The sequence below is a fragment of the Mycobacterium sp. E740 genome, from assembly GCF_001672895.1.
Lineage (GTDB): Bacteria > Actinomycetota > Actinomycetes > Mycobacteriales > Mycobacteriaceae > Mycobacterium.
The window spans coordinates 59601-86104 of the sequence record NZ_LZKP01000065.1; the positions used below are offsets into that span (position 1 = coordinate 59601).

Genomic DNA, 26504 nt, shown 5'->3' on the forward strand with positions numbered 1-26504 from the left:
AGTTATTGATTTCTAATCCCGAAAGGGGAAAGGGAGTTACGTGTTAGACGTCAACTTCTTCGATGAGCTCCGCATCGGTCTCGCCACCGCCGACGACATCCGTCAGTGGTCCTACGGCGAGGTCAAGAAGCCGGAGACCATCAACTACCGCACGCTGAAGCCGGAGAAGGACGGCCTGTTCTGCGAGAAGATCTTCGGACCGACTCGCGACTGGGAGTGCTACTGCGGCAAGTACAAGCGCGTCCGCTTCAAGGGCATCATCTGTGAGCGCTGCGGCGTCGAGGTGACCCGCGCCAAGGTGCGTCGCGAGCGGATGGGCCACATCGAGCTCGCCGCGCCCGTCACGCACATCTGGTACTTCAAGGGTGTGCCTTCGCGGCTCGGCTATCTGCTCGACCTGGCGCCGAAGGATCTCGAGAAGATCATCTACTTCGCCGCCTACGTCATCACCGCCGTCGACGACGAGATGCGCCACAACGAGCTTTCGACGCTGGAGGCCGAGATGGCCGTCGAGCGCAAGGCCGTCGAGGATCAGCGCGATCTCGATCTGGCCGAGCGCAGCCAGAAGCTCGAGGCCGACCTGGCCGAGCTCGAGGCCGAAGGCGCCAAGAGCGACGTGCGCCGCAAGGTGCGTGACGGTGGCGAGCGCGAGATGCGCCAGCTCCGCGACCGGGCCCAGCGCGAGCTGGACCGGCTCGAGGAGATCTGGACGACGTTCACCAAGCTGGCGCCCAAGCAGCTCATCGTCGACGAGGTGCTCTACCGCGAACTGCAGGACCGCTACGGCGAGTACTTCACCGGTGCCATGGGCGCCGAGGCGATCAAGAAGCTCATCGAGAACTTCGACATCGAGGCCGAGGCCGAAGAACTGCGTGAGGTCATCCGGAACGGCAAGGGGCAGAAGAAGCTTCGCGCCCTGAAGCGGCTCAAGGTGGTCGCGGCGTTCCAGCAGTCGTCGAACTCGCCGATGGGCATGGTGCTCGACGCTGTCCCGGTGATCCCGCCGGAGCTGCGCCCGATGGTGCAGCTCGACGGTGGCCGATTCGCCACGTCGGACCTCAACGACCTGTACCGCCGCGTGATCAACCGCAACAACCGGCTCAAGAGGCTGATCGATCTCGGCGCGCCCGAGATCATCGTCAACAACGAGAAGCGGATGCTGCAGGAGTCGGTGGACGCGCTGTTCGACAACGGCCGCCGTGGCCGTCCGGTCACCGGGCCGGGCAACCGTCCGCTGAAGTCGTTGAGCGACTTGCTGAAGGGCAAGCAGGGCCGCTTCCGGCAGAACCTGCTCGGCAAGCGTGTCGACTACTCCGGCCGTTCGGTGATCGTGGTCGGCCCGCAGCTCAAGCTGCACCAGTGCGGTCTGCCGAAGCTGATGGCGCTGGAGCTGTTCAAGCCGTTCGTTATGAAGCGCCTGGTGGATCTCAACCACGCGCAGAACATCAAGAGCGCCAAGCGCATGGTCGAGAGGCAGCGTCCGCAGGTGTGGGATGTCCTCGAAGAGGTCATCGCCGAGCACCCGGTGCTGCTGAACCGCGCACCGACGCTGCACCGCCTGGGTATTCAGGCCTTCGAGCCGCAGCTGGTGGAGGGCAAGGCGATTCAGCTGCACCCGTTGGTCTGTGAGGCGTTCAACGCCGACTTCGACGGTGACCAGATGGCCGTGCACCTGCCGCTGTCGGCGGAGGCGCAGGCCGAGGCCCGCATCCTGATGCTGTCGTCGAACAACATCCTGTCGCCGGCGTCGGGCCGTCCGCTGGCCATGCCGCGTCTGGACATGGTGACCGGCCTGTACTACCTGACGACGATGATCGACGGCGACACCGGCGAATACACACCTGCCGCAAAGGATCAGCCGGAGACCGGTGTGTACAGCTCGCCTGCCGAGGCGATCATGGCGCTGGACCGTGGCGCGCTGTCGGTGCGGGCGAAGATCCGCGTGCGGCTGACGCAGCTGCGTCCGCCGGCCGACGTCGAGGCCGAACTGTTCCCGCACGGCTGGCAGCAGGGCGACGCCTGGACCGCGGAGACCACGCTGGGCCGGGTGCTCTTCAACGAGCTACTGCCGCACGGGTATCCGTTCGTCAACGAGCAGATGCACAAGAAGGTCCAGGCGCGGATCGTCAACGACCTGGCCGAGCGCTTCCCGATGATCGTGGTCGCGCAGACCGTCGACAAGCTCAAGGACGCCGGCTTCTACTGGGCTACGCGTTCGGGTGTCACCGTGTCGATGGCCGACGTGTTGGTGCCACCGCAGAAGCAGGAGATCCTGGACCGCTACGAAAAGGAAGCGGACCAGATCGAGAAGAAGTACCAGCGCGGCGCGCTCAACCACGACGAGCGCAATGACGCCCTGGTCAAGATCTGGCAGGACGCCACTGAAGAGGTCGGTGAGGCCCTGCGGGCGCACTACCCGAAGGACAACCCGATCATCACGATCGTCGACTCGGGTGCGACCGGTAACTTCACGCAGACCAGAACGCTGGCCGGCATGAAGGGTCTGGTGACCAACCCGAAGGGTGAGTTCATCCCGCGTCCGATCAAGTCCTCGTTCCGCGAGGGCCTGACGGTGCTGGAGTACTTCATCAACACCCACGGCGCGCGAAAGGGTCTGGCGGACACCGCACTTCGTACCGCCGACTCGGGCTACCTGACCCGTCGTCTGGTCGACGTGTCGCAGGACGTGATCGTCCGCGAGACCGACTGCGAGACCGAGCGCGGCATCACCGTCACGCTCGCCGAGCCGCAGGGTGACGCGTTGGTGCGCGATCAGCACATCGAGACGTCGGCCTACGCGCGCACGCTGGCCACCGACGCCGTCGACGCCAAGGGCAACGTGATCGTCGAACGCGGCCACGACCTGGGCGACCCGGCGATCGAGGCGCTGCTGGCCGCCGGCATCACCGAGGTGAAGGTCCGCTCCGTGCTGACCTGCGCCACAGGCACCGGCGTGTGTGCGATGTGTTACGGCCGCTCGATGGCGACGGGCAAGCTCGTCGACATCGGCGAGGCCGTCGGCATCGTGGCCGCGCAGTCCATCGGGGAGCCCGGCACGCAGCTGACCATGCGCACGTTCCACCAGGGCGGCGTGGGTGAGGACATCACCGGTGGTCTGCCGCGCGTGCAGGAGCTGTTCGAGGCCCGCATCCCGCGGAACAAGGCGCCGATCGCCGACGTCACCGGCCGGGTGCAGCTCGAAGAGGGCGAGCGCTTCTACAAGATCACCATCATCCCCGACGACGGTGGCGAAGAAGTGGTGTACGACAAGCTCTCTCGTCGTCAGCGCCTGAAGGTCTTCAAGCACGACGACGGCACCGAGCGCCTGCTCGCCGACGGTGACCACGTCGAGGTGGGCCAGCAGCTGATGGAAGGTGCGGCCGACCCGCACGAGGTGTTGCGTGTCCAGGGCCCCCGCGAGGTGCAGATCCACCTCGTCAAGGAGGTCCAGGAGGTCTACCGGGCCCAGGGCGTGTCGATCCACGACAAGCACATCGAGGTCATCGTCCGGCAGATGCTGCGTCGCGTGACGATCATCGACTCGGGTTCGACGGAGTTCCTGCCCGGTTCGCTGACCGAGCGTGGCGAGTTCGAGACCGAGAACCGTCGGGTCGTCGCCGAGGGCGGCGAGCCGGCGGCCGGTCGTCCGGTGCTGATGGGTATCACGAAGGCGTCGCTGGCCACCGATTCGTGGCTGTCGGCGGCGTCGTTCCAGGAGACCACTCGCGTGCTGACCGATGCGGCGATCAACTGCCGCAGCGACAAGCTGCAGGGTCTGAAGGAGAACGTGATCATCGGCAAGCTGATCCCGGCCGGTACCGGTATCAACCGCTATCGCAACATCCAGGTGCAGCCGACCGAAGAGGCGCGGGCCGCCGCGTACACGATCCCGTCGTACGAGGATCAGTACTACAGCCCGGACTTCGGCCAGGCCACGGGTGCCGCGGTGCCGTTGGACGACTACGGCTACAGCGACTACCGCTAGTCACGGAAAAAGCCCCGGGCGCTCGCGTCCGGGGCTTTTCCGTTGGTACGTCGACGCAATGTCGGCCTGAGAGCGCCGCCGCGGATATATACGCGTGGCAACGCTGTCAGGACGACATTGTGATCGTGATGTGCCGGTGCAATGCTCGTATTCGGGGACAACATGATGCGACACATCGCGATACTGCTTCTCTCGGCCGTACTCGCCGCGGGTATGACCGCCTGTGGCGACGACTCGTCGGCGGCGGGTGGGCAGTCGACGGCAGCCAAGGCGCCCGACACGCAGAGCCCGAGCACCCCAAAGCCGGTGGGCCCGGAGATCGTGATCAGCGACCACGCCTTCGCGGTGCCTCCCTCGGTGAGGCCGGGAGAGCGGATCACCCTTGTCAACAAGGATGAGGAGGCCCACTCCGTGACGGCCGATCAAGACAATCTGTTCGATGTCAGGGTCTCCGGGGGCGGCGGCGTATCGACGCTGGTTGCTCCTGACCAGCCCGGGTCCTACGCATTTCACTGCAAATACCACGCCAACATGGCGGGAACGTTGACTGTCCAGTAGCAGATACTCGCGCGGGTAGCTGTCGGGTGACCTCACTAGACTGGCCGCGTGCTCATCGGTTCGCATGTTCACGGAGACGACCCCCTCGCCGACGCCGCGGCGGACGGCGCGGACGTCGTGCAGTTCTTCCTCGGCAACCCGCAGAGTTGGAAGAAGCCGAAGCCGCGCGAGGACGCCGAGACGCTCAAGGCGTCGAGCATCCCGCTGTACGTGCACGCGCCATACCTGATCAACGTCGCGTCGGCGAACAACCGGGTGCGCATCCCGTCGCGCAAGATCCTGCAGGACACGTGCGACGCGGCCGCCGAGGTCGGCGCGACAGCGGTGATCGTGCACGGCGGTCACGCTGACGACAAGGACTGGGAGGCCGGCTTCGAGCGTTGGGTCAAGGCGCTCGACTACCTCGAGACCGACGTACCGGTCTATCTGGAGAACACCGCGGGTGGCGACCATGCGATGGCCCGGCACTTCGACGTCATCGCGCGGTTGTGGGACCACATCGGGGACAAGGGCATCGGCTTCTGCCTGGACACGTGTCACGCCTGGGCGGCGGGCGAGGCGCTGATCGACGCCGTCGACCGGATCAAGGGGATCACCGGGCGCATCGACCTGGTGCACTGCAACGACTCGCGTGACGCCGCCGGCTCGGGTGCCGACCGGCACGCGAACTTCGGCACCGGGCAGATCGATCCGCAGCTGCTGGTCGCGGTGGTCAAGGCCGCTGATGCCCCGGTGATCTGCGAGACCGCCGACGAGGGCCGCAAGGACGACATCGCTTTTCTGCGCGAGCACCTCGACTAGCGGTCTGGGGTCACGATCCGCTAACTGAACGCCCTTCGAACTGTCGGTGACATCGGCCTGAACTACATTCGGGCGGGTGGCTGCGGTCGACGAGTCGTCAATTGCGACTCCGCGTACGGTCGACAGGACCGAGATCCGTGCCCGTCGACTCACCTTCTTGCGTCGTGCCGCCGTCGCCAGCTGGGCGATCGTCATCGTCTATCGAACGATCACGACGGGATTCGCCTTCAACCGCGAACTGGTACTGCTCTACATAGCGACCGGACTGCTGGCGGCCAGCATCGGCCAGGGCCGGCGCATGCTCTACGTCATTCGCGACTGGCTGCCGTTCGCGCTGATACTGATCGCCTACGACCTGAGCAGGGGCGCGGCGGACATGATCGGTCGTCCGACGCTCTGGCAGTGGCCCGCCGAGGCGGATCGTTGGCTGTTCTTCGGGGCCGTGCCGACGGTGTGGCTGCAAGAGCAGCTCAAACAAGCGCAGCCGCCGTGGTGGGAAGTCCTCATCAGCTGCGTGTACATGTCGTTCTTCATTCTTCCGTACGTGGTCGCCGGCGTTCTCTGGCTGCGTGACCGCGAAGAGTGGAAAGCGTTCGTGCGTCTGTTCGTCGTCTTGAACTTCACGGGCCTGGTCATCTACGCGCTGGTGCCCGCCGCACCGCCCTGGGCAGCGGCCCGGTGTACCGCGGCCGACGTCGACGGCGGCCCGGCCAACCCGCGCTGCATGTTCCGCTCGGCGCGCGGAGTGCCTGACGGGGGCCTGCTCGGCGCAATGCAATCGGGCCAGGACGGAGCCAACCCCTGGATCGAGCGGATCGTCGGCCGGGGGTGGGGCAATCTCAACCTGCACACCGCCAGCGCTCTGCTCGACGCGGGCCAAGCCAGCGTGAACTTGGTGGCAGCGATCCCGTCCCTGCACGCGGGAATGACAGCGGCGATCGCCGCTTTCCTATGGCATCGGGTACGCCCACGCTGGCGACCGCTGCTCGTCGCCTATGTGCTCACCATGGCCTTCACGTTGGTGTACACCGCGGAGCACTACGTCATCGACATCCTGCTGGGCTGGGCGCTGGCCGCGGTCGTCATCGCCATGATCAATCGATACGACGCGCTTCGGGCCGGCGGCGCGAGTGACCGCGGAATGTCACCAGAAAGCGGCGTGTCCGGTACAAACACGGTCGCTCGCGGGGTGTGAGGGCGCACGGGGTGTTACGACTCTTGTGCGATTGTCGCTAGAAATGTAATAGTGACGGCATGCCAGATACGCATGTCGTCACCAATCAGGTCCCCCCGCTGGAGGACTACAACCCGGCGACGTCGCCGGTGCTCACCGAGGCGCTGATCCGCGAGGGCGGAGAGTGGGGCCTGGACGAGGTCACGGAGCTGGGCGCGCTCTCGGGTTCGGCGCAGGCGCAGCACTGGGGCGAGTTGGCCGACCGCAACCAGCCCATCCTGCGCATCCACGACCGCTACGGGCATCGGGTCGACGAGGTCGAGTACGACCCTGCGTACCACTCGCTGATGACCGTGGCCGTCGGCCATGGCCTGCACGCCGCCCCGTGGGCCGACGACCGGCCCGGCGCACACGTCGTGCGCGCCGCCAAGACCTCGGTGTGGACGCCCGAGCCCGGCCACATGTGCCCGATCTCGATGACCTACGCCGTCGTCCCGGCACTGCGTCACAACCCGGAATTGGCGGCGGTGTACGAACCGCTGTTGGTCAGCCGTGAATACGACCCCGAGCTGAAGCTGCCGACCACCAAGGCCGGCATCACCGCCGGCATGTCGATGACCGAGAAGCAGGGCGGCTCCGATGTGCGCGCGGGCACCACGCAGGCGACCCCGAACGGCGACGGCAGTTACTCACTGCGCGGGCACAAGTGGTTCACCTCCGCGCCGATGTGCGACATCTTCCTCGTGCTCGCGCAGGCGCCGGGCGGCCTGTCGTGCTTCATGCTGCCGCGAATCCTGCCCGACGGCAGCCGGAATCGGATGTTCCTGCAGCGGCTGAAGGACAAACTCGGCAACCACGCCAACGCCTCGTCCGAGGTCGAGTACGACGGCGCCGTCGCCTGGCTGGTCGGCGAGGAGGGCCGGGGCGTGCCGACCATCATCGAGATGGTCAACCTGACCCGGTTGGACTGCACGCTGGGCAGCGCGACGAGCATGCGTAGCGGGCTGGCTCGTGCGATCCATCACGCGCAACACCGAAAAGCGTTCGGCGAGTATCTGATCGACCAACCGCTGATGCGCAACGTGCTGGCCGACCTCGCGGTCGAGGCGGAGGCGGCGACGATCGTCGCGATGCGCATGGCCGGGGCGACCGACGCCGCCGTGCGCGGCGACACCCGCGAAACGCTGCTTCGCCGCATCGGACTGGCCGCCAGCAAGTACTGGGTGTGCAAGCGCGCCACCCCGCACGCGGCCGAGGCGATGGAATGCCTGGGCGGCAACGGTTACGTCGAGGACTTCGGTATGGCCCGGCTGTATCGCGAAGCACCGCTGATGGGCATCTGGGAGGGATCCGGCAACGTCAGCGCCCTGGATACGTTGCGCGCCATGGCAACTCGACCGGAATGCGTCGAGGTGCTGTTCGACGAGCTTGCTGGTACCGCAGGCGCCGACCCGCGACTCGATGCCCATGTCGAGGCATTGCGCCCCGCACTCGGCGACGTCGAGACCATCCAGTACCGCGCCCGCAAGGTCGCCGAGGACATCTCGCTGGCGCTGCAGGGGTCGCTGCTGGTGCGGCACGGGCATCCCGCTGTCGCAGAGGCGTTCCTGGCCACCCGCATGGGCGGCACGTGGGGCGGCGCGTTCGGGACGCTGCCGACGGGACTCGACCTGGCGCCGATCATCGAACGCGCGCTGGTGAAGGGATGACGCACGCGATCAGGCCCGTCGACTTCGACAACCTGAAGACGATGACGTATGAGGTCACCGACCGCGTTGCGCGCATCACGTTCAACCGGCCCGACAAGGGCAACGCGATCGTCGCGGACACGCCGCTGGAACTGTCCGCTCTCGTCGAGCGGGCCGACCTCGACCCGAACGTGCACGTGATCCTGGTTTCCGGTCGCGGAGAAGGGTTTTGCGCGGGATTCGACCTCTCTGCCTACGCTGAGGGCTCGTCGTCGGCAGGTGGCGGCAGCCCGTACCGGGACACCGTGCTCTCGGGCAGGACGCAGGCGGTCAACCATCTGCCGGATCAGCCGTGGGACCCGATGATCGACTACCAGATGATGAGCCGGTTCGTCCGCGGCTTCTCCAGCCTGATGCACTGCGACAAGCCGACCGTCGTGAAGATCCACGGGTACTGCGTGGCCGGGGGCACCGACATCGCGCTGCACGCCGATCAGGTGATCGCTGCGGCCGACGCCAAGATCGGTTATCCGCCGACCCGCGTATGGGGTGTGCCGGCGGCGGGGATGTGGGCACATCGGCTCGGTGACCAGCGCGCTAAACGCCTTCTGCTGACCGGTGATTCGATCACCGGTGCCCAGGCGGCGCAGTGGGGGCTGGCGGTGGAGGCGCCGCCGCCCGAGGAACTCGACGAGCGCACCGAGCGACTGGTCGAGCGGATCGCCCGCGTGCCGATCAACCAGCTGATCATGGTCAAGCTGGCGATGAACTCGGCACTGTACAACCAGGGCACCGCGAACAGCGCGATGGTCTCGACGGTGTTCGACGGCATAGCCCGGCACACGCCCGAGGGGCATGCGTTCGTCACGCAATCGCGGGAACACGGTTTCCGCGAGGCGGTGCGCCAGCGCGACGAGCCCTTCGGCGACCACGGCCGCAAGACGTCCGGGGTGTGATGGCGAAGTCGCTGTCGCGCTTGACCGCACGCTCGGTCGTGTTGAGCGTGCTGCTGGGCGCTCACCCGGCTTGGGCAACCGCCAGCGAATTATTGCGGTTGACAGCGGATTTCGATATCAGGGAACCGACCGTCCGGGTGGCGTTGACACGAATGGTCAGCGCCGGCGACCTGGTTCGTTCCGAGGACGGGTACCGGCTCTCGGACCGTCTGCTGGCGCGGCAGCGACGTCAGGACGACGCGATCAACCCGCGTCTGCGCGAGTGGACCGGTGACTGGATGACGCTGGTGATCACCAGCGTCGGCACGGATGCACGTACCAGGGCTGGACTGCGGAACGCCCTGCACGACAGTCGCTTCGCCGAGTTGCGCGAAGGGGTGTGGCTGCGCCCCGACAATCTCGACACATGGTTGCCGCAGGAAGTGCTCAGCCGGGTCCGGGTGCTGTACGCCCGTGACGGCGAGCCGGCGGAGTTGGCGGACCGGTTGTGGGATCTGCCGGGCTGGGTACGGGCCGGTCGCGCACTGCTCGACGAGATCGGCTCGGCCCCCGACGTTCCGGGGCGATTCGCCGCGGCGGCCGCGATCGTGCGGCACCTGCTCAGCGATCCCGTGCTGCCCGACGAACTGCTGCCCGACAACTGGCCGGGAACCGCGCTTCGTCAGGCGTACAACGACTTCGCCGCGGAGTTGTCCGCGCGGCGCGACAGTACTGGATTGTCGCTCACGCGACCTGACGAACTGATGGAGGCGACATGACCGGCGGAGTGCGCGTCGAGAAGAGCGGTGCCGTCACGACCGTGATCATGGACCGTCCCGAGGCGCGCAACGCCGTCAACGGTCCGGCCGCCGCGGGCCTGTTCGCGGCCTTCGACGAGTTCGACAAGGACGAGTCCGCCGCCGTCGCCGTGCTGTGGGGAGACAACGGAACCTTCTGCGCTGGAGCCGATCTCAAGGCGTTCGGCACGCCGGACGCCAACCCCGTGCATCGCACCGGTCCCGGGCCGATGGGCCCGAGCCGGATGGTGTTGTCCAAGCCGGTGATCGCCGCGGTGAGTGGTTACGCGGTCGCGGGTGGTCTGGAACTGGCGCTGTGGTGCGACATGCGCGTCGTCGAGGAGGACGCGGTCATGGGCGTGTTCTGCCGCCGCTGGGGAGTGCCGCTGATCGACGGCGGCACAGTCCGGTTGCCGCGATTGATCGGGCACAGCCGGGCGATGGACCTGATTCTCACGGGCCGCGCCGTCGACGCCGCCGAGGCGCTGTCCATCGGCCTGGCCAACCGCGTGGTGCCGAAAGGCGAAGCGCGGCAGCGGGCCGAGGAGCTCGCCGCCGACCTGGCCCGCCTGCCGCAGCAGTGTATGCGCGCCGATCGGCTCTCGATGCTCAACCAGTGGGGCCGTTCGGAGGCCGAGGCGATGGACTTCGAGTTCGGCAGCGTGTCGCGCGTGGCCGCCGAATCTCTGGCCGGGGCAGCCCGTTTCGCGGCCGGCGCGGGCAGGCACGGCGCCGACGCTTAGCGGTCTGCGCGCCGCAGGGTGCTAGCCCTTGGTGATCTTGTTGTTGTTGCCGGTGTCGTTGACCTTCGGGTCGCCGTCGCGATAGGTCACCGTGTTGTTCAGGCCGACGACGCTGATCTCCTTGTCGACCTTGTCGAAGGTGACCTTGTTGTCCGCGCCGCCGATGTTCACGTTGGCGCAGGTGCCCTTGACGGTCAGCGTGTTGTTCGAGCCGCCGATGTTGAGTGACTTGCCGTCGGCGCAGTCGATCTCCGCGGTGGTGCCGAACGAGCCGTAGTTGATCGTGTTGCCGATCTCGAGCTGAGCGCCCGACGAGCCCGCCGTCGCGGTCGGCGTGTTGGTGTCCTTGCTCTCCGAGCCGCAGCCGGCAAGAAACGCGATGACGGCGAACGAACCGGCAACGGCGCCAACGATGGACTGCGTGCGCCTGCTCATGCGGGCACCCGGTTGATGCGGTTCGTCATGCCGAGCTCGCGCCCGCGGTCGGTGACCAACGGCGCCCCGTTCTTGTACAGCACCGTTTGATCCCAGCCGTAGACCGTCACGTCGTTGATGACGTTGTCCGCGACGACGATGTTTCCGTTGCCTTGCATCGTCACTCCCCAGCACGTCCCGAGCGCGGTGATCTGATTACTGGCACCGTTCACGAGCAGCGTCGAGTTGTTGCAGTCGATCGTCTCGACGACGCCGATACCCGTGATGTGGGTGTCGTTCCCGCGATGGGCACCGACGACTCCGTTGTCGGCGCAGTTGCGCGCCAAGGGGTTGCAGACCACCGGTTGTGCAGATGCACCGGGAGCGGCGAGGGTGACCGGTAGCACCATCGCGGATGCCGCGAGTGACCGGGCGACAACAGTCCACATCATGTGGGCAGCGTACGCGGCGACACCCGAGGTCCACAGCGGTTCACCCGAGTCGCTATCCGAGGTAGTGCTGGGTAGCGTGAGCGGCGATGCGTTGGCGGGTCGGTCCGATTGCCGTCGCGGCGGTCGTAACGGTTATGGCGGCGGCAGGGTGTGCTGAGACCGTCAGCGGAACCGCGCTGCGCGCTGAGCGCGGCGCCCCGGACGCCGAACGCGACTACGGATACGCCGACGACCGCTGCGCCCTGCTCGACGACGACACCGTTCGGGAGAGCCTGGGCGCCGAGAGCGTCATGCGGCCCTACAGCGGTGCGGTCTGTCAGTACGTGATGTTCAGTGGTGACGCGACGATCGACGCGACGTTCTCCTGGTTCGAGTCGGGCACCCTCGACCGCGAACGTGCACTGGAAACCGAGCGCGGCGCAAGGGTCACCGAGACCGTCGTCGAACGTCATCAGACCATTCTGGCCCGGCGTGACATCACCGGCGCGGCCTGCTCGGCCACGGCAGCGGCAGGCGAAGGGGTCTTGAGCTGGTGGGTGCAGTGGCGCGATCGGAAGACCGCCAACCCGTGCGCCGACGCCGAAAAGCTGCTCTCCGCCACACTGAAGTCGGAGATGTGAGCGTGCTGGCCGCCACGGACCGCAGAATCGTGGTGCTGGCCGCTCTCGCAGCGGTGCTGACCGGATGCGGTTCATCGGGCGAAGCGCCGCCGCTTGCGCCGCCGACGACGACCGCCGGCGGTGGTTTCCGCAGCGTCGACTGCAACGGAATCGCCGACGGCGACATCACCGCGGCCGTCGGCTCGGCGCAGTACACCAAGGCCGTCGTCAGCGATGCCGGCTGCTTCTGGCAGGAGAACAGCGTCTTCGGCACCGTCGGCGCCGGCATGGGCATCTCGACCTGGTGGTACCGCGGCAGCGACATGGACACCGAGCGGTCGCTGGAACAACAGGCCGGCCGCATGTTGACCGAACTGTCGGTCGACGGGAACAAGGGCTTCAAGGCGTTCGACGGCAACGCGTGCAGCTTCTACGTGGCCAAGGGCGGCGACGTCATCACCTGGTCGATCCAGACGATGAACCCCGCGACGCTGCCCGACCTGTGCTCGATCACCGGGCAACTCGCCAAGCTCAGCCAGGAGCGCGTCAACTGAGTTCGGGAAAACTAGAGGTGTTAGTTTTCTCCCGGGGATCAAACTCGGAACCGACGAGACAGCAGGGGGCGATGCGCATGGCACAGCCCTCGGGCACGCCGGCCCGGCGATCGCCCCGTCTCTCCCGTGACTCGATCGTCAACGCCGCGCTCACCTTCCTGGACCGCGAAGGCTGGGACGCGCTGACCATCAACGCGCTCGCCACCCAGCTCGGCACCAAGGGGCCGTCGCTCTACAACCACGTCGACAGCCTCGAAGACCTGCGCAGGACCGTGCGGATGCGGGTCGTCGGCGACATCATCGGCATGCTCACCAACGTGGCGGAGGGCCGCACCCGCGACGACGCCGTGACCGCGATGGCAAGTGCCTACCGCAGCTACGCCCATCACCACCCGGGCCGCTATTCGGCGTTCACCCGCATGCCGCTGGGCGGTGACGACCCGGAGTTCACCGAGGCGACCCGGGCGGCGGCTGGCCCGGTCATCGAGGTGCTTGCGTCCTACGGACTCGAGGGTGAGAACGCGTTCTATGCGGCGCTGGAGTTCTGGTCGGCCATGCACGGCTTCGTGCTGCTGGAGATGACCGGCGCGATGGACGGAATCGACACCGACGCGGTGTACAGCGACATGGTGGTGCGCTTGGCGTCCGGCATGGAGCGCCGGTAACCTCCGGCAGAAGGCAAGCTGACCTGCGGTTAGGGTGCGGCCGACGGGTTTGGAGCGCTGCCCCTGTGCTGGTATTGTGGACGATCGTGCCTGGCAGATAAGGCGCATTGCGGGTCCGGTCACCAAAGGACTCGCGAAGCGTGCCTGCACGCCGGGCCAATTCGCATGTCGCCATGCCGTGGACAATTGAGGCAACGCCTTCGGATTATCTCGGGTGCGCGCGTGCGACACGCCCGATCGCGGGGGCCGTGATCGAGGCAAAACTGCAGTACAGAGACTTGACCAGAACTTAAGAGCAGCAACACAGAAAGCCGGTAGATGCCAACCATCCAGCAGCTGGTCCGCAAGGGTCGCCGCGACAAGATCGCCAAGGTGAAGACTGCGGCCCTCAAGGGCAGCCCGCAGCGCCGCGGAGTGTGCACCCGCGTGTACACGACCACCCCGAAGAAGCCGAACTCGGCGCTTCGCAAGGTCGCGCGCGTCAAGCTGACCAGCGCGGTCGAGGTCACCGCCTACATCCCGGGCGAGGGGCACAACCTGCAGGAGCACTCGATGGTGCTGGTGCGTGGCGGTCGTGTGAAGGACCTGCCGGGTGTGCGCTACAAGATCATCCGTGGCTCGCTGGACACCCAGGGCGTGAAGAACCGCAAGCAGGCTCGTAGCCGCTACGGCGCGAAGAAGGAGAAGAGCTGATGCCGCGCAAGGGACCCGCGCCCAAGCGTCCGTTGGTCAACGATCCGGTGTACGGGTCGCAGCTGGTCACCCAGCTGGTCAACAAGGTGCTGCTGGACGGGAAGAAATCGCTGGCCGAGCGCATTGTTTATGGTGCGCTCGAACAGGCTCGCGAGAAGACCGGCACCGATCCGGTGGTCACCCTCAAGCGCGCCATGGACAACGTCAAGCCGGCTCTCGAGGTTCGCAGCCGCCGCGTCGGCGGCGCCACCTATCAGGTTCCGGTCGAGGTCCGGCCGGACCGCTCGGTGACGCTGGCGCTGCGCTGGCTGGTGAGCTTCTCCAAACAGCGTCGCGAGAAGACGATGATCGAGCGCCTGGCGAACGAGATCCTGGACGCCAGCAACGGCCTGGGCGCCGCCGTGAAGCGGCGTGAGGACACCCACAAGATGGCCGAGGCTAACCGCGCGTTCGCGCACTACCGCTGGTGATGAGCCGCCGGCGCGCAGTGTGGCGGCCGGCGGAATGACCACAGCAACTACCAAGCGAGAGAGAAGACTTCTGTGGCACAGAAGGACGTGCTTACCGACCTGAACAAGGTCCGCAACATCGGCATCATGGCGCACATCGATGCCGGTAAGACCACGACGACCGAGCGCATCCTGTACTACACGGGCGTCAACTACAAGATCGGTGAGACGCACGACGGCGCTTCGACCACCGACTGGATGGAGCAGGAGCAGGAGCGGGGGATCACCATCACCTCCGCGGCCGTGACGTGCTTCTGGAACGACAACCAGATCAACATCATCGACACCCCGGGCCACGTCGACTTCACCGTCGAGGTGGAGCGCTCGCTTCGGGTTCTCGACGGTGCGGTCGCCGTCTTCGACGGCAAGGAAGGCGTGGAGCCGCAGTCCGAGCAGGTCTGGCGGCAGGCCGACAAGTACGACGTCCCGCGCATCTGCTTCGTCAACAAGATGGACAAGCTGGGTGCGGACTTCTACTTCACCGTGCGCACCATCGAGGAGCGCCTCGGCGCGACGCCGCTGGTCATCCAGCTGCCGATCGGCGCGGAGAACGACTTCATCGGCATCGTCGACCTGGTCGAGATGAAGGCCAAGGTGTGGCGGGGCGAGACCGCGCTCGGCGAGAAGTACGAGATCGAGGACATCCCGGCTGAGCTGGCCGAGAAGGCCGAGGAGTACCGCACCAAGCTGCTCGAGACGGTCGCCGAGACCGACGAGGAGCTGCTGGAGAAGTACCTCGGTGGCGAGGAGCTGACGGTCGCCGAGATCAAGGCGGCGATCCGCAAGCTGACCGTCAACTCCGAGCTGTACCCGGTGCTGTGCGGCAGCGCGTTCAAGAACAAGGGTGTGCAGCCGATGCTCGACGCAGTCATCGACTACCTGCCGTCGCCGCTGGACGTGGAGTCGGTGCAGGGTCATGCGCCCGGCAAAGAGGACGAGGCGATCAGCCGCAAGCCCTCTACCGACGAGCCGTTCTCGGCGTTGGCGTTCAAGATCGCGGTGCACCCGTTCTTCGGCAAGCTGACCTACGTCCGGGTGTACTCGGGCACCGTCGAGTCGGGTTCACAGGTCATCAACTCCACCAAGGGCAAGAAGGAACGGCTGGGCAAGCTGTTCCAGATGCACGCCAACAAGGAGAACCCGGTTGAGCGGGCGTCCGCGGGGCACATCTACGCCGTGATCGGACTCAAGGACACCACCACCGGTGACACGTTGAGCGACGCGAACGAGCAGATCGTGCTCGAGTCGATGACGTTCCCCGATCCGGTCATCGAGGTGGCGATCGAGCCCAAGACCAAGAGCGACCAGGAGAAGCTCGGCACGGCGATCCAGAAGCTGGCCGAAGAGGACCCGACGTTCAAGGTGCACCTGGACCAGGAGACCGGCCAGACCGTCATCGGCGGCATGGGCGAGCTCCACCTCGACATCCTGGTCGATCGGATGAAGCGTGAGTTCAAGGTCGAGGCCAACGTCGGCAAGCCGCAGGTGGCCTACCGCGAGACCATCAAGCGCAAGGTCGAGAAGGTCGAGTACACCCACAAGAAGCAGACGGGTGGCTCCGGGCAGTTCGCGAAGGTGCTCATCGACCTCGAGCCGTTCACCGGCGAGGACGGGGCGACCTACGAGTTCGAGAACAAGGTCACCGGCGGCCGCATCCCGCGCGAGTACATCCCGTCGGTGGACGCCGGCGCGCAGGACGCGATGCAGTACGGCGTGCTGGCCGGCTACCCGCTGGTGAACTTGAAGGTGACGCTGCTCGACGGTGCCTACCACGAGGTGGACTCGTCGGAAATGGCGTTCAAAGTTGCAGGCTCACAGGTGCTGAAGAAGGCCGCTCAGGCTGCTCAGCCGGTGATCCTCGAGCCGATCATGGCGGTCGAAGTGACCACACCCGAGGACTACATGGGTGACGTGATCGGCGACCTGAACTCCCGCCGTGGTCAGATCCAGGCCATGGAGGAGCGATCGGGTGCCCGCGTCGTCAAGGCGCAGGTGCCGCTGTCGGAGATGTTCGGTTACGTCGGCGACCTTCGGTCGAAGACCCAGGGCCGGGCAAACTACTCCATGGTGTTCGACTCGTACGCCGAGGTTCCGGCGACCGTGTCGAAGGAGATCATCGCGAAGGCGACGGGTCAGTGAGAGTCGAGGGCCGGCAGGTCCGAGGATCGGAGCTGATCCGGAGTCGAGCCATGACTGGCGCGAAGGCGACGGGTCAGTAGCCCCGGTTGCTTCGCGGCGAGAAACAACTGCAAAGATCAACACTGCTTTAGACAAGCACCAACACAGTCCAGGAGGACCACACAGTGGCGAAGGCGAAGTTCGAGCGGACGAAGCCGCACGTCAACATCGGGACCATCGGTCACGTTGACCACGGCAAGACCACGCTGACCGCAGCAATCACCAAGGTGCTGCACGACAAGTACCCCGATTTGAACGAGTCGCGCGCATTCGACCAGATCGACAATGCGCCTGAGGAGCGTCAGCGCGGTATCACGATCAACATCTCCCACGTGGAGTACCAGACCGACAAGCGTCACTACGCGCACGTCGACGCCCCCGGTCACGCCGACTACATCAAGAACATGATCACCGGCGCCGCCCAGATGGACGGCGCGATCCTGGTGGTCGCGGCGACCGACGGCCCGATGCCGCAGACGCGTGAGCACGTGCTGCTGGCCCGCCAGGTCGGCGTGCCCTACATCCTGGTCGCGCTGAACAAGGCTGACGCGGTCGACGACGAGGAGCTCATCGAGCTCGTCGAGATGGAGGTCCGCGAACTGCTGGCCGCCCAGGAGTTCGACGAGGACGCCCCGGTCATCCGCGTTTCGGCGCTCAAGGCGCTCGAGGGCGACGAGAAGTGGGTCAAGTCCGTCGAGGAGCTCATGGAGGCCGTCGACGAGTCGATCCCGGATCCGGTCCGCGAGACCGACAAGCCGTTCCTGATGCCCGTCGAGGACGTCTTCACGATCACCGGCCGCGGCACCGTGGTCACCGGTCGTGTCGAGCGCGGCGTGATCAACGTGAACGAGGAAGTCGAGATCGTCGGTATCCGCCCCGACACCACCAAGACCACGGTCACCGGTGTCGAGATGTTCCGCAAGCTGCTCGACCAGGGTCAGGCCGGTGACAACGTCGGTCTGCTGCTGCGCGGCATCAAGCGCGAGGACGTCGAGCGCGGCCAGGTCGTCGTGAAGCCCGGCACCACCACGCCGCACACCGACTTCGAGGGCCAGGTCTACATCCTGTCCAAGGACGAGGGTGGCCGGCACACGCCGTTCTTCAACAACTACCGTCCGCAGTTCTACTTCCGCACCACCGACGTGACCGGTGTGGTGACGCTGCCGGAGGGCACCGAGATGGTGATGCCCGGTGACAACACCGACATCTCGGTGAAGCTGATCCAGCCCGTCGCCATGGACGAGGGTCTGCGCTTCGCGATTCGCGAGGGCGGCCGTACCGTCGGCGCCGGCCGGGTCACCAAGATCCTCAAGTGATCTAGTTCTACCGCGAAGCGGCGCTCACCTTCGGGTGGGCGCCGTTTTCGTTGGCTTCGCGAACGTGAGACTGACCCGCACCCGTAACGCCCGCGACCATCGAGGCGATGTACTTCGCGTATGCCCTGATCGGGCTAGAAGGGTTGGGGCTTATGTTCCGTCGTCTCACTACAGTTGCCGGCGCCGCCGCGATTGCGGGTTCGGCTCTCGTCGGCCTCTCCGGAGTGGCACAGGCCGCTCCCGCCTGCCCCGACGTGCACTGGTTCGGCGCGGCGGGTTCAGGACAGCGCACCGGCGACCTGACCGCGAATGCGGGTATGGGCGACGACATCTACCAGTCCTACCGCGACCTGCAGCGGCTGGTGGAGCGCGACGGGCGCACGATCACCGCCGAGGCCGTCGAGTACCCGGCTGTCGCGGTGCCGAGCGAAGACGGCGGGGTCGGGGAGTGGCTGGGGTTCATGGGCAGCGTCGACGCCGGAGCGGCGGCGCTCGCCTCGCAGTACTCGGCGTTCACGCAACGCTGCCCGGAGTCGAAAGTGGTGCTGGCCGGCTACTCGCAGGGCGCGATGGTGGTGCACCGCAATCTGCACGCGGCGGGGATGAACCCGAACATGGTGGCCGCATTGTTGCTCGCCGACGGCGACCGGCTGCCCGCGGATCCTACGCAGAACATCGGCTCGGTCAGCAGTGTCCCGGGTGCGGGCAAGGGCGTCGCGCAGGACTGGCCGATCCTCGCGCATGCTCCGAAACCGCTGCCGCCCGCTATCGGCGCCCGGACGATCAGCGTCTGCGAACTCGGCGACGCGGTCTGCGATTACAATTCCGACGCCGAAAAGGTGTCCCCCGTTTCGACGGTCATCCACACCAGCTATACGACCGCCGCGAGTGGCTACCGGTGGACCCAGCCGCTCTATCGGCTGCTCGGCCCGGCACCTGTGAAAACCCAAGGCCCCGAGGCACTTCCGATCACGCCGCTGGGTGCGACGACACCTCTGAACGCGGCGACGCCGTAGGCTTTCGCGCGATCCACAGCACGACTACTCCGGCGCCGAAAAGCGGCACCGCCAGCACGGCGAGTATCGCGTCGATCGCACCGGCGGCCGAACTTCCGTTGCGCTGCAACATCTCCAGCACGGTCGACGACACCGCCACACCGACACCGGCCATCGACACCAACGTCGTCAAGGTGACGCCGGCTGCCACGCCGGCGCGCTCGGGGCGCACCACCGACTGGGTCGCAACGGTGGTGAACGCGTAGACCAGTCCCAGCGTCAGGCCGCACGCGGTCAGGGTGAGCAGATATAGCGTCCACCCGCGGGAGGCGGCGAGTGCGCCGAGGCTGAGCGCGGCGACGATCGTCATCGCAGCCATCACCTGAACCGGCGGACGGCGCGACGCAAGCCGTCCGGACAACACGCCGCCGATCGCCGCGCCCGCCGACGGCCCGAGAAAGACCAAGCCGGCGCTCATCGGGTCAAGCCCACGCACCACCTGTAGGTAGACCGTGGCCAAGAAAATGGTGACCGCATAGGCGATGTTCGCGACGGTGCCCGCCACCACCAGCGTCGTGAATCTCGCGTTGCGCACCAGGGACAGATCGACCAGCGGCCAACGAACCTTCTTCTCCACGAAGACGAAGGCGGCCAGCGCGAGCAGCGCGCCGGCGAACGCGACCACCGTCGGCGCCGAGAGCCAGCCCCAACTGGGGGCGCGGTCGAAGCTCAACGTGAACAATCCGATTCCGATACAGATCAGCGCCAGCCCCGCGGTGTCGATGCGGCGCGGCGCCGACGTGTCGACCGACTCGGTGATCGACAACGCCCCGATGGCCAACGACAGCAGGGTCAGTGGCACGTTGAGCCAGAAGATCCACCGCCAGCCGACGGTGTCAGTGAGCAGACCGCCGACCAGCGGGCCGGCGGCGTTGCCCAATGCCGCTATGCCGTAAGCCAATCCGATCGCTCGGGCGGCCTTCGCGCCGTCATACGCGTTGCTCAGCACGCTGACGGACACCGGGAAGATCAAGGCAGCGCCGAGGCCCTGGACCGCCCGGAAGGCGACCAGCAGGGCCACCGAGGGCGCCACCGCGCACGCCACGGAGGCCAACCCGAACACCATCACGCCGACCAGCAGCGCCCGGCGCCTGCCGAAGATGTCACCGATCCGGCCGGCGGGGGTCATGAACGCCCCCAGCGCGAGCATGTAGATGCTGATGACCCATTGCAAGTCCGTTGCGCTGCTGCCGAAGTCAGCCGCGATGCGCGGAAGCGCGAGATTCATCGCGAAATAGTCGATCTGCACGCAGAACAGCGCCATCGCGACGGCCGCCAGCGTCCACCGTGACCGAGCAGTTGCCCCCGTGGCCATCGCCCGACGATACGGCTCACCGGCGTCCGTTTGGCGATAATCTGACACCCACGTTGTCGACGACAGAAGCGGGGCAGGCAGATGTTGTGGCGTTACATCAAGGTGCAAGCCTTCGTACTGCTGTGCGGGATCGTCGGCCCCATCTTCCTGGTGATCTACTTCGCGGCGGGCGCTGATCCGCTGATCAAGTGGATGTTCTGGACAGGTCTCCTGATCACCGCCGCCGACGTGCTGATCGCGCTGGGCATCACTGCCGGGGGCGCTCGATCGGCCGCCAAGACCGCCGCACTCGAGCAGACCGGGGTGCTGGCGCTGGCTCAGGTCACCGGCATCCACGAAACAGGCACCCGGATCAACGAACAGCCCCTGGTCAAGCTCGACCTGCAGATCTCCGGACCGGGAATCACACCGTTCGCCAGCCAGGACCGCGTGATCGCCTCCATCGCCAGGTTTCCGATGATCACCAACCGCAAACTCGTGGCGCTCGTGGACCCGATGACCAACGAGTACCAGATCGACTGGGAGCGTAGCGCTTTGGTCAGTGGACTGATGCCTGCCACCTTCACGATCGAGGAGGACAACCGCACCTACGACCTCACCGGTCAGACGATCCCGCTGATGGAAATCCTGCAGATACTCAAGGCGAATCACATCAGCCTCAACAACATGGTCGACCTCCGGTCGAATCCGGTTGTGCGACAGCAAATTCAAGACGTAGTGCGCAGAGCCGCCGCGCAGCAGACGCCGTCGAGCGCAGCACCGCCAACCACGACGCCTCCGGCCGCTCCCGTGATCGCGGCCCCGGAGCCCTCCACCGCGCAGCGACTGCAGGAACTCGAGACTCTGCGTGCCACGGGCGCGATCTCGCAAGACGAGTACACCGCGAAGCGCCAGCAGATCATCGCCGAGCTCTGAGCCGTCCCAGCCGACGGGACGGTACTAGAACACGTTCCAGTTCGGCTGTTAGCCTGTCCGCAGTTTCTCGCCTCCCCGCGAGCGACCGCTTTCTGTACGCGTGCCGCGGCGTGTCACCGGACAGACACGGTCGCTCGTGCCCCGGAAAGAGAGGCGCAGCATCCCGAAAGGAGCAGCGGTGACGGCGACCAACCGACCCCTCGACGGCCGAGTGGCATTCATCACCGGAGCCGCGCGCGGCCAGGGGCGGGCGCATGCCGTCCGACTGGCCGAAGAGGGCGCCGACATCATCGCGATCGACATCTGCGCGCCGGTCTCGGAGACCATCACCTATCCGATGGGCACCTCGGAAGAACTGGCCGAGACCGTCCGGGCGGTGGAGGCGGCGGGTCGCAAGGTGCTCGCCCGCGAGGTCGACATCCGCGACCTGCCCGCGCTGCAGCAGGTGGTCTCCGACGGGGTGGAGCAGTTCGGCAGGCTCGACATCGTCGTCGCCAATGCCGGCGTGCTCAGTTGGGGCCGCATCTGGGAGATGCCCGAAGAACAGTGGGAAACGGTCGTCGACGTCAACCTCAACGGGACGTGGCGCACCCTGCGGGCGGCCGTGCCCGCGATGATCGCCGCAGGCAACGGCGGGTCGATCATCATCGTGAGCTCCTCGGCCGGGTTGAAGGCCACCCCGGGCAACGCGCATTACGCAGCGTCCAAGCACGGTCTGACCGCGTTGACCAACGCGCTGGCGATCGAGGCGGGCGAATTCGGGATCCGGGTCAACTCCATCCACCCGTACTCCATCGAGACGCCGATGGTCGAGAAGGACGCGATGATGGCGATCTTCGCCAAGCATCCCAGCTACCTGCACAGCTTCGCGCCGATGCCGTACCACCCGGTCGACGAGGAGAACAAGGGCCTGCAAGGTTTCATGGAGCCGGAGGAAGTTGCCGACGTCGTCGCATGGTTGGCAGGCGACGGCTCGAAGACGCTCTCGGGCAGCCAGATCGCCGTCGACCGCGGCGCGATGAAGCACTGATTCGCCGGGGTGGCGGACAAATCGCCACGGCCATCGTGTAAGAAACTGCCCATGACCACTTCAGGGGGCATCGTGATCGTCGGCGGCGGGTTGGCCGCCGCCCGCACGGCCGAACAACTACGCCGGTCGGAGTACACCGGACCGGTCACGATCGTCAGCGACGAGGACCATCTGCCCTACGACCGCCCACCGCTGTCGAAGGAAGTGTTGCGGTCCGAGACCGACGACGTCACGCTCAAGCCCGCGGAGTTCTACGACGAGAACGACATCACCGTGCGTCTCGGCAGCGGCGCACGCTCGGTCGACACGGCGGCGCAGACGCTGACCCTGGCCGACGGCGGCGAGCTCGGTTACGACGAGCTCATCATCGCAACTGGCTTGGTGCCCAAGCGAATTCCGTCGTTTCCCGACCTCGCCGGCATCCACGTGCTGCGCAACTACGACGAGAGCGTCGCCCTGCGCAAAGAAGCCGCGTCGGCTCGGCGCGCGGTCGTCATCGGCGCCGGGTTCATCGGTTGTGAGGTGGCCGCAAGCCTGCGCAAGCTCGGCGTCGAGGTGTGCCTCGTCGAACCTCAGCCCGCGCCGCTGGCGTCGGTGCTCGGTGAGCAGATCGGCGGGCTCGTCGCGCGGGTGCACCGCGCCGAGGGGGTGGACGTGCGCTGCGGCGTGGGAGTCACCGAGGTGGCGGGCACGGACCGGGTCGAGAACGTCGCGCTGAGCGACGGCTCCGAACTGGACGCGGACCTGGTCGTCGTCGGGATCGGGTCGCGCCCGGCCACCGACTGGCTGGAGGGCAGTGGTATCGAGGTCGACAACGGGGTCGTGTGCGACGCTCACGGCCGCACCAGCGCCCCGCACGTCTGGGCGATCGGGGACGTCGCCTCATGGCGTCACGATCTGGGTCATCAAGTACGCGTTGAGCATTGGAGCAACGTCGCCGACCAGGCACGCGTCCTGGTACCTGCGCTGCTCGGGCAGGAGCCGCCGACCGCGGTGTCGGTGCCCTACTTCTGGAGCGACCAGTACGACGTCAAGATCCAGTGCCTCGGCGAGCCGGAGGCCGACGACATCGTGCATGTCGTCGAGGACGACGGCCGCAAGTTCCTGGCTTACTACGAGCGCGACGGCGTGGTGGCCGGTGTGGTCGGTGGCGGTATGCCGGGCAAGGTGATGAAGGTGCGCGCCAAGATCGCGGCGGGCGCACCGATCGCTGACCTCCTCGGCTAGTGCTCGCCGAGGTAGAAGCGGGTGCCCTGGTCGTCGGCGCACAGCGCCGACTTCCCGTACGGCTGCTGTGACGGCTCGTCGATGACGGTGCCGCCCGCTTCGCGGACTCGCGCCACCGCGGCGTCGATGTCGGCGACGGTCCACATCGGCACGGTCACTGATCTCGTCGCACCGCCGGCGACGCCCGCCATCGGGTGTGCGCCCTGGACGGCCCACCCGTCGTCGATGCGGCCCGGCTCGAACGTCCAGAACAAGAACCTGGCGTAGAACTCCTTGAACGCCGCAGAGTCCGGTACCTCATAGGTGATGTACGAAAGTTCGCCTGGCCCAGTCCCATTGAGGGCCGGTCGGGGGATGGCCCGCGAAGGCTGGAAAACGGCGAACGATGCGCCCGTGCGGTCCGTGGCCCCGCACAGCGTGCCGAAGTCGAACTCCTCGAGCGTGTCGACGGTGCCTCCGGCGGCGACGATCGACTCTCGCGCCCCCTGGAGGTCGGTCACGGCGTACGCGCAGAACAGCGTCGGCACGCCGGCGACGCTGTGGATGCCGATCCGTTGGTCGGTGTTGGTGACCTGGTGGGTGGCCGGGTCGTAGGTCCAGCCGAGAACGTGGCCGTAGAACGCGGCGGCCCGCTCGGCGTCGGGCGTCCATACCGAGACATAGCCGACGTCGCCGTGCTGGATCGGCACCGCGACGCCGGTGACGGGTCCGGTCAGCATCCACCGGTGCCCGAACGGGTCGATGATCGTCGCGGTGCGGTTGCCGTAGTTCTCGTACGGCTCGCGCTGCACGTCGGCGCCCCGTCGGCGCGCCCGATCCAGGATCGCATCGGTGTCGGGCACAGCGAGCATCAGGCTCACCGAAACCGACTGGGGCGCAGGCGCCTTCAACCCGATTTCGGGATATTCGTCGGCGAGGTAGAGCACCCCGTCGCCGATGGCCAGCTCCGCGTGACCGATACGGCCGTCGGCCATCTCATAAGGGGTTGCGACCACGGACGCGCCGAACGCCTGGACGTACCAGGCGATCGCGGCACGTGCGTCGGAGACCGCCAGGTACGGCAGCGCGGCGCTGCGGGGTACGGCGGGCGCCGGTTCGACCGACGGTTCGATCAGTTCTGCGATGGCGGTATCGGTGCCACTCATTTCCACTCCTCGGGTGCGATCGGGCAGTGACAGGGCCGACTCCAGGCGTGCCCGGAGTCGGGCGGCGAACGCCGGGTCGGGTGCGATCGGAAGGTCGTCACCGTGCAACACGGCCAGCGGATCGTGGCTGTTGTTCACGACTGCCTCCCTTCCGGTTGCGGGTAGTGGGCGCGAAACGCCTTGCGCGCCCGCACCAGAAGCGCCTCGGTGGCGTGCACCGTTCGGCCGATCAGCTCGGCGCACTCGGGCACCGAGCAGTCGTCCAGGTAGCGCAGCGCCAAGACCGTGCGATGCTGCTCGGGCAGTCGGGCCAGCACGCTCTCGGCGACGATGCGGTCGAGTTCGCCCTCCCAGTCGTCGACCGGGTCGACGGGCTCGGGCAGTTCGGCGACCGGAGTGCTGAACCGGTCGTGGCGGCGGCGGTAGTGGTCGGCCAGCTTGTGGCGCGCCACCCCGATCAGCCACGGCACGCTCATCGGCGGCGGAGCGGTCTTCCGCGCGGCGTCCATCGCCGACAGGAAGGTCTCCGACGTCAGGTCTTCGGCGGTTGCACGGTCAGCGCAGCGCCGGACGAAATATCCGTACACGACCGGCAGCGCCTCGTCGTACAGCGCCAGCAGTGCCCGTGGCGCGTCGGTGCCGTTCGGTTCGGCGCTCACACCCTTATCGTCGCCGCCGAGGCCCAAACTCCGACGCCCCAATCTCAGCCCAGCGCCCGCAGCCCGCCGGCGACCGTGTCGAACGCCGCGCCGAGTTCGGCAGCCAAGGGGACCGACTCGTCGGCGAGCCAGTGTTCGTAAGCCGAGAGCGCGACGCCCAGCATCGTCCAGGCCACGGTCTGCGGCACGAGGTCGGTGGCGGCGACGTCGAGGCGCTTGGCGACGAATTCCGCGATGACGCCTCGCCATCCGGCGTACATCGTCATCGAATACGCCTGCAGTGCCGCGGTCTGCAGGATCACCCGCATGCGTCGGCGATGTCGCGCAGTCTCCGCCGCGTCGAACGTGTTGAACGCCAACAACGCCGTGCGGAGCGCCTCACCGATCGGCACGCTGGGGTCGAGGTCGGCCAGCAGGTCGCGCATGCGCGCCAGATGCGCGTCGAAATCACCCCACGGCAAGGCGTTCTTGGAGGGGTAGTAGCGGAACAGTGTGCGACGGGCGATGCCCGCGGCCTCGGCGATGTCTTCCACGCTGACGTCCTCGAAACCCTGCGCGGCGAACAGGTCGATGGCCACGTTGCTGATGTGGTCCCACGTCGTCGAGCGCCGGCGGCCCACGCGGTGCTGGTCTGGCACCATCACGAGCCCCCTTTCCATTTAGGCACTCGATGCCATATTATTGCGATCTCGATCACAGTTGTCGAGAACCGGTGAACTGGAAGGCGTAGCCGAATGGAGAACCAAATGGAACCGAATCAGCAGGTGGATAACGACGAGCTGGTCACCGAGACCCTCGTCGAAGAGGTGTCGATCGACGGGATGTGCGGGGTCTACTGATCGTGACGCCGTCGACGGCGCCCGCGAAGGACGCGGCGTTCGATCCGGATCTGAGCTGGCGGCTGCACCATCAGGTGGCCGTGCGGCCGGAGCCGTTCGGTGCGCTGCTCTACCACTTCGGCACGCGAAAGCTGTCGTTTCTGAAGAATCGGACGATCGTCGAGGTGGTCAACTCGCTGGCTGACCACCCCGACGTCCGGTCCGCCTGCCGCGCGGCGGGGATCGACGACGCGCAGCAGGCGCCGTATCTGCACGCGC

The 26504-nt window shown here is 66.8% G+C and carries 27 protein-coding genes; 21 read left to right on the forward strand and 6 right to left on the reverse strand.

Going from position 1 to position 26504, the window contains the following annotated elements; all coding sequences use genetic code 11:
* Nucleotides 1–40: 40 nt before the first annotated feature.
* The 8 genes from A5663_RS06100 to A5663_RS06135 all read left to right on the forward strand — a co-directional run bounded on the left by A5663_RS06100 (nucleotide 41) and on the right by A5663_RS06135 (nucleotide 10681).
* Complete coding sequence (locus A5663_RS06100) at nucleotides 41–3985, forward strand: DNA-directed RNA polymerase subunit beta' (protein ID WP_068145280.1); 3945 nt, start codon at nucleotides 41–43, stop codon at nucleotides 3983–3985.
* Nucleotides 3986–4126: 141 nt separating this feature from the next.
* Entirely contained in the window at nucleotides 4127–4543 is a 417-nt protein-coding gene (locus A5663_RS06105) for a cupredoxin domain-containing protein (protein WP_231976702.1), read from the forward strand.
* 48 nt (nucleotides 4544–4591) lie between these two features.
* Nucleotides 4592–5344 carry a deoxyribonuclease IV gene (locus A5663_RS06110; RefSeq protein WP_068145282.1) on the forward strand — a complete coding sequence of 251 codons (753 nt, stop codon included), beginning with the start codon at nucleotides 4592–4594 and terminating at the stop codon, nucleotides 5342–5344.
* A 76-nt stretch (nucleotides 5345–5420) separates the two neighbouring features.
* The gene (locus A5663_RS06115) at nucleotides 5421–6539 is read left to right on the forward strand and encodes a phosphatase PAP2 family protein (protein WP_068145285.1); all 1119 of its coding nucleotides are present in this window, start codon (nucleotides 5421–5423) and stop codon (nucleotides 6537–6539) included.
* A gap of 59 nt (nucleotides 6540–6598) precedes the next feature.
* Complete coding sequence (locus A5663_RS06120; protein WP_068145288.1) at nucleotides 6599–8227, forward strand: acyl-CoA dehydrogenase family protein; 1629 nt, start codon at nucleotides 6599–6601, stop codon at nucleotides 8225–8227.
* The gene (locus A5663_RS06125) at nucleotides 8224–9162 is read left to right on the forward strand and encodes a crotonase/enoyl-CoA hydratase family protein (protein ID WP_068145291.1); all 939 of its coding nucleotides are present in this window, start codon (nucleotides 8224–8226) and stop codon (nucleotides 9160–9162) included. The genes A5663_RS06120 and A5663_RS06125 overlap by 4 nt, the downstream gene beginning before the upstream one ends.
* Complete coding sequence (locus A5663_RS06130; RefSeq protein ID WP_068145296.1) at nucleotides 9162–9920, forward strand: PaaX family transcriptional regulator C-terminal domain-containing protein; 759 nt, start codon at nucleotides 9162–9164, stop codon at nucleotides 9918–9920. The genes A5663_RS06125 and A5663_RS06130 overlap by 1 nt, the downstream gene beginning before the upstream one ends.
* The gene (locus tag A5663_RS06135; protein ID WP_197503305.1) at nucleotides 9917–10681 is read left to right on the forward strand and encodes a crotonase/enoyl-CoA hydratase family protein; all 765 of its coding nucleotides are present in this window, start codon (nucleotides 9917–9919) and stop codon (nucleotides 10679–10681) included. Before A5663_RS06130 ends, A5663_RS06135 begins: the two co-directional genes overlap by 4 nt.
* Nucleotides 10682–10702: 21 nt before the next feature.
* Here A5663_RS06135 and A5663_RS06140 read toward each other — a convergent pair whose 3' ends face one another.
* On the reverse strand, nucleotides 10703–11116 hold the full coding sequence (locus tag A5663_RS06140; RefSeq protein WP_068145299.1) for a DUF3060 domain-containing protein: 414 nt from the start codon (nucleotides 11114–11116) through the stop codon (nucleotides 10703–10705).
* Complete coding sequence (locus tag A5663_RS06145; RefSeq protein WP_068145301.1) at nucleotides 11113–11547, reverse strand: DUF3060 domain-containing protein; 435 nt, start codon at nucleotides 11545–11547, stop codon at nucleotides 11113–11115. The genes A5663_RS06140 and A5663_RS06145 overlap by 4 nt, the downstream gene beginning before the upstream one ends.
* 86 nt (nucleotides 11548–11633) lie before the next feature.
* On the opposite strand from A5663_RS06145, the gene A5663_RS06150 reads away from it, so the two are divergent.
* From A5663_RS06150 to A5663_RS06185, 8 genes are all read left to right on the forward strand, one after another.
* Nucleotides 11634–12167 carry a DUF3558 domain-containing protein gene (locus A5663_RS06150; RefSeq protein ID WP_068145304.1) on the forward strand — a complete coding sequence of 178 codons (534 nt, stop codon included), beginning with the start codon at nucleotides 11634–11636 and terminating at the stop codon, nucleotides 12165–12167.
* 2 nt (nucleotides 12168–12169) lie between these two features.
* A complete protein-coding gene (locus A5663_RS06155; protein WP_369816595.1) occupies nucleotides 12170–12700 on the forward strand; it encodes a DUF3558 domain-containing protein in 531 nt (176 codons plus the stop codon).
* A 77-nt stretch (nucleotides 12701–12777) separates the two neighbouring features.
* Nucleotides 12778–13365 (forward strand): TetR/AcrR family transcriptional regulator, encoded by a 588-nt coding sequence (locus A5663_RS06160; protein ID WP_068145373.1) that lies wholly within the window; start codon nucleotides 12778–12780, stop codon nucleotides 13363–13365.
* Between the two features lie 318 nt (nucleotides 13366–13683).
* Entirely contained in the window at nucleotides 13684–14058 is a 375-nt protein-coding gene (gene rpsL, locus A5663_RS06165; RefSeq protein ID WP_014209181.1) for a 30S ribosomal protein S12, read from the forward strand.
* Nucleotides 14058–14528 carry a 30S ribosomal protein S7 gene (gene rpsG / locus A5663_RS06170; protein WP_068145307.1) on the forward strand — a complete coding sequence of 157 codons (471 nt, stop codon included), beginning with the start codon at nucleotides 14058–14060 and terminating at the stop codon, nucleotides 14526–14528. Before rpsL ends, rpsG begins: the two co-directional genes overlap by 1 nt.
* A 72-nt stretch (nucleotides 14529–14600) precedes the next feature.
* The gene (fusA, locus tag A5663_RS06175; protein ID WP_082973944.1) at nucleotides 14601–16706 is read left to right on the forward strand and encodes an elongation factor G; all 2106 of its coding nucleotides are present in this window, start codon (nucleotides 14601–14603) and stop codon (nucleotides 16704–16706) included.
* Between the two features lie 164 nt (nucleotides 16707–16870).
* Nucleotides 16871–18061: an elongation factor Tu gene (gene tuf / locus A5663_RS06180; RefSeq protein WP_068145308.1), complete on the forward strand. Its 1191-nt coding sequence runs from the start codon at nucleotides 16871–16873 to the stop codon at nucleotides 18059–18061.
* 152 nt (nucleotides 18062–18213) lie between these two features.
* On the forward strand, nucleotides 18214–19077 hold the full coding sequence (locus tag A5663_RS06185) for a cutinase family protein (RefSeq protein ID WP_068145380.1): 864 nt from the start codon (nucleotides 18214–18216) through the stop codon (nucleotides 19075–19077).
* Here A5663_RS06185 and A5663_RS06190 read toward each other — a convergent pair.
* Nucleotides 19031–20431, reverse strand: coding sequence for an MFS transporter (locus tag A5663_RS06190; protein WP_068145312.1), 1401 nt, complete (start codon nucleotides 20429–20431; stop codon nucleotides 19031–19033). The genes A5663_RS06185 and A5663_RS06190 overlap by 47 nt on opposite strands.
* 81 nt (nucleotides 20432–20512) lie before the next feature.
* On the opposite strand from A5663_RS06190, the gene A5663_RS06195 reads away from it, so the two are divergent.
* From A5663_RS06195 to A5663_RS06205, 3 genes are all read left to right on the forward strand, one after another.
* Complete coding sequence (locus tag A5663_RS06195; protein ID WP_068145315.1) at nucleotides 20513–21346, forward strand: SHOCT domain-containing protein; 834 nt, start codon at nucleotides 20513–20515, stop codon at nucleotides 21344–21346.
* 178 nt (nucleotides 21347–21524) lie between these two features.
* Nucleotides 21525–22376 (forward strand): mycofactocin-coupled SDR family oxidoreductase, encoded by an 852-nt coding sequence (locus A5663_RS06200; protein ID WP_068145318.1) that lies wholly within the window; start codon nucleotides 21525–21527, stop codon nucleotides 22374–22376.
* A gap of 51 nt (nucleotides 22377–22427) precedes the next feature.
* Nucleotides 22428–23603 (forward strand): NAD(P)/FAD-dependent oxidoreductase, encoded by a 1176-nt coding sequence (locus A5663_RS06205; RefSeq protein ID WP_068145322.1) that lies wholly within the window; start codon nucleotides 22428–22430, stop codon nucleotides 23601–23603.
* Here the strand turns inward: A5663_RS06205 and A5663_RS06210 are convergent.
* The 3 genes from A5663_RS06210 to mftR are packed head-to-tail and all read right to left on the reverse strand — an operon-like array spanning nucleotide 23600 to nucleotide 26048.
* Nucleotides 23600–24886 carry a VOC family protein gene (locus A5663_RS06210; protein WP_068145326.1) on the reverse strand — a complete coding sequence of 429 codons (1287 nt, stop codon included), beginning with the start codon at nucleotides 24884–24886 and terminating at the stop codon, nucleotides 23600–23602. The genes A5663_RS06205 and A5663_RS06210 overlap by 4 nt on opposite strands.
* Nucleotides 24883–25407, reverse strand: coding sequence for an RNA polymerase sigma factor (locus tag A5663_RS06215; protein ID WP_068145383.1), 525 nt, complete (start codon nucleotides 25405–25407; stop codon nucleotides 24883–24885). The genes A5663_RS06210 and A5663_RS06215 overlap by 4 nt, the downstream gene beginning before the upstream one ends.
* A gap of 44 nt (nucleotides 25408–25451) precedes the next feature.
* Complete coding sequence (mftR, locus tag A5663_RS06220; protein ID WP_068145328.1) at nucleotides 25452–26048, reverse strand: mycofactocin system transcriptional regulator; 597 nt, start codon at nucleotides 26046–26048, stop codon at nucleotides 25452–25454.
* 105 nt (nucleotides 26049–26153) lie between these two features.
* Between mftR and mftA the strand changes: the two genes are divergently transcribed.
* Nucleotides 26154–26246: a mycofactocin precursor MftA gene (gene mftA, locus A5663_RS06225; protein ID WP_068145385.1), complete on the forward strand. Its 93-nt coding sequence runs from the start codon at nucleotides 26154–26156 to the stop codon at nucleotides 26244–26246.
* Nucleotides 26231–26504: mycofactocin biosynthesis chaperone MftB (gene mftB, locus A5663_RS06230; RefSeq protein ID WP_197503306.1), on the forward strand; the 274-nt coding region annotated here is incomplete at its 3' end. The genes mftA and mftB, both read left to right, overlap by 16 nt.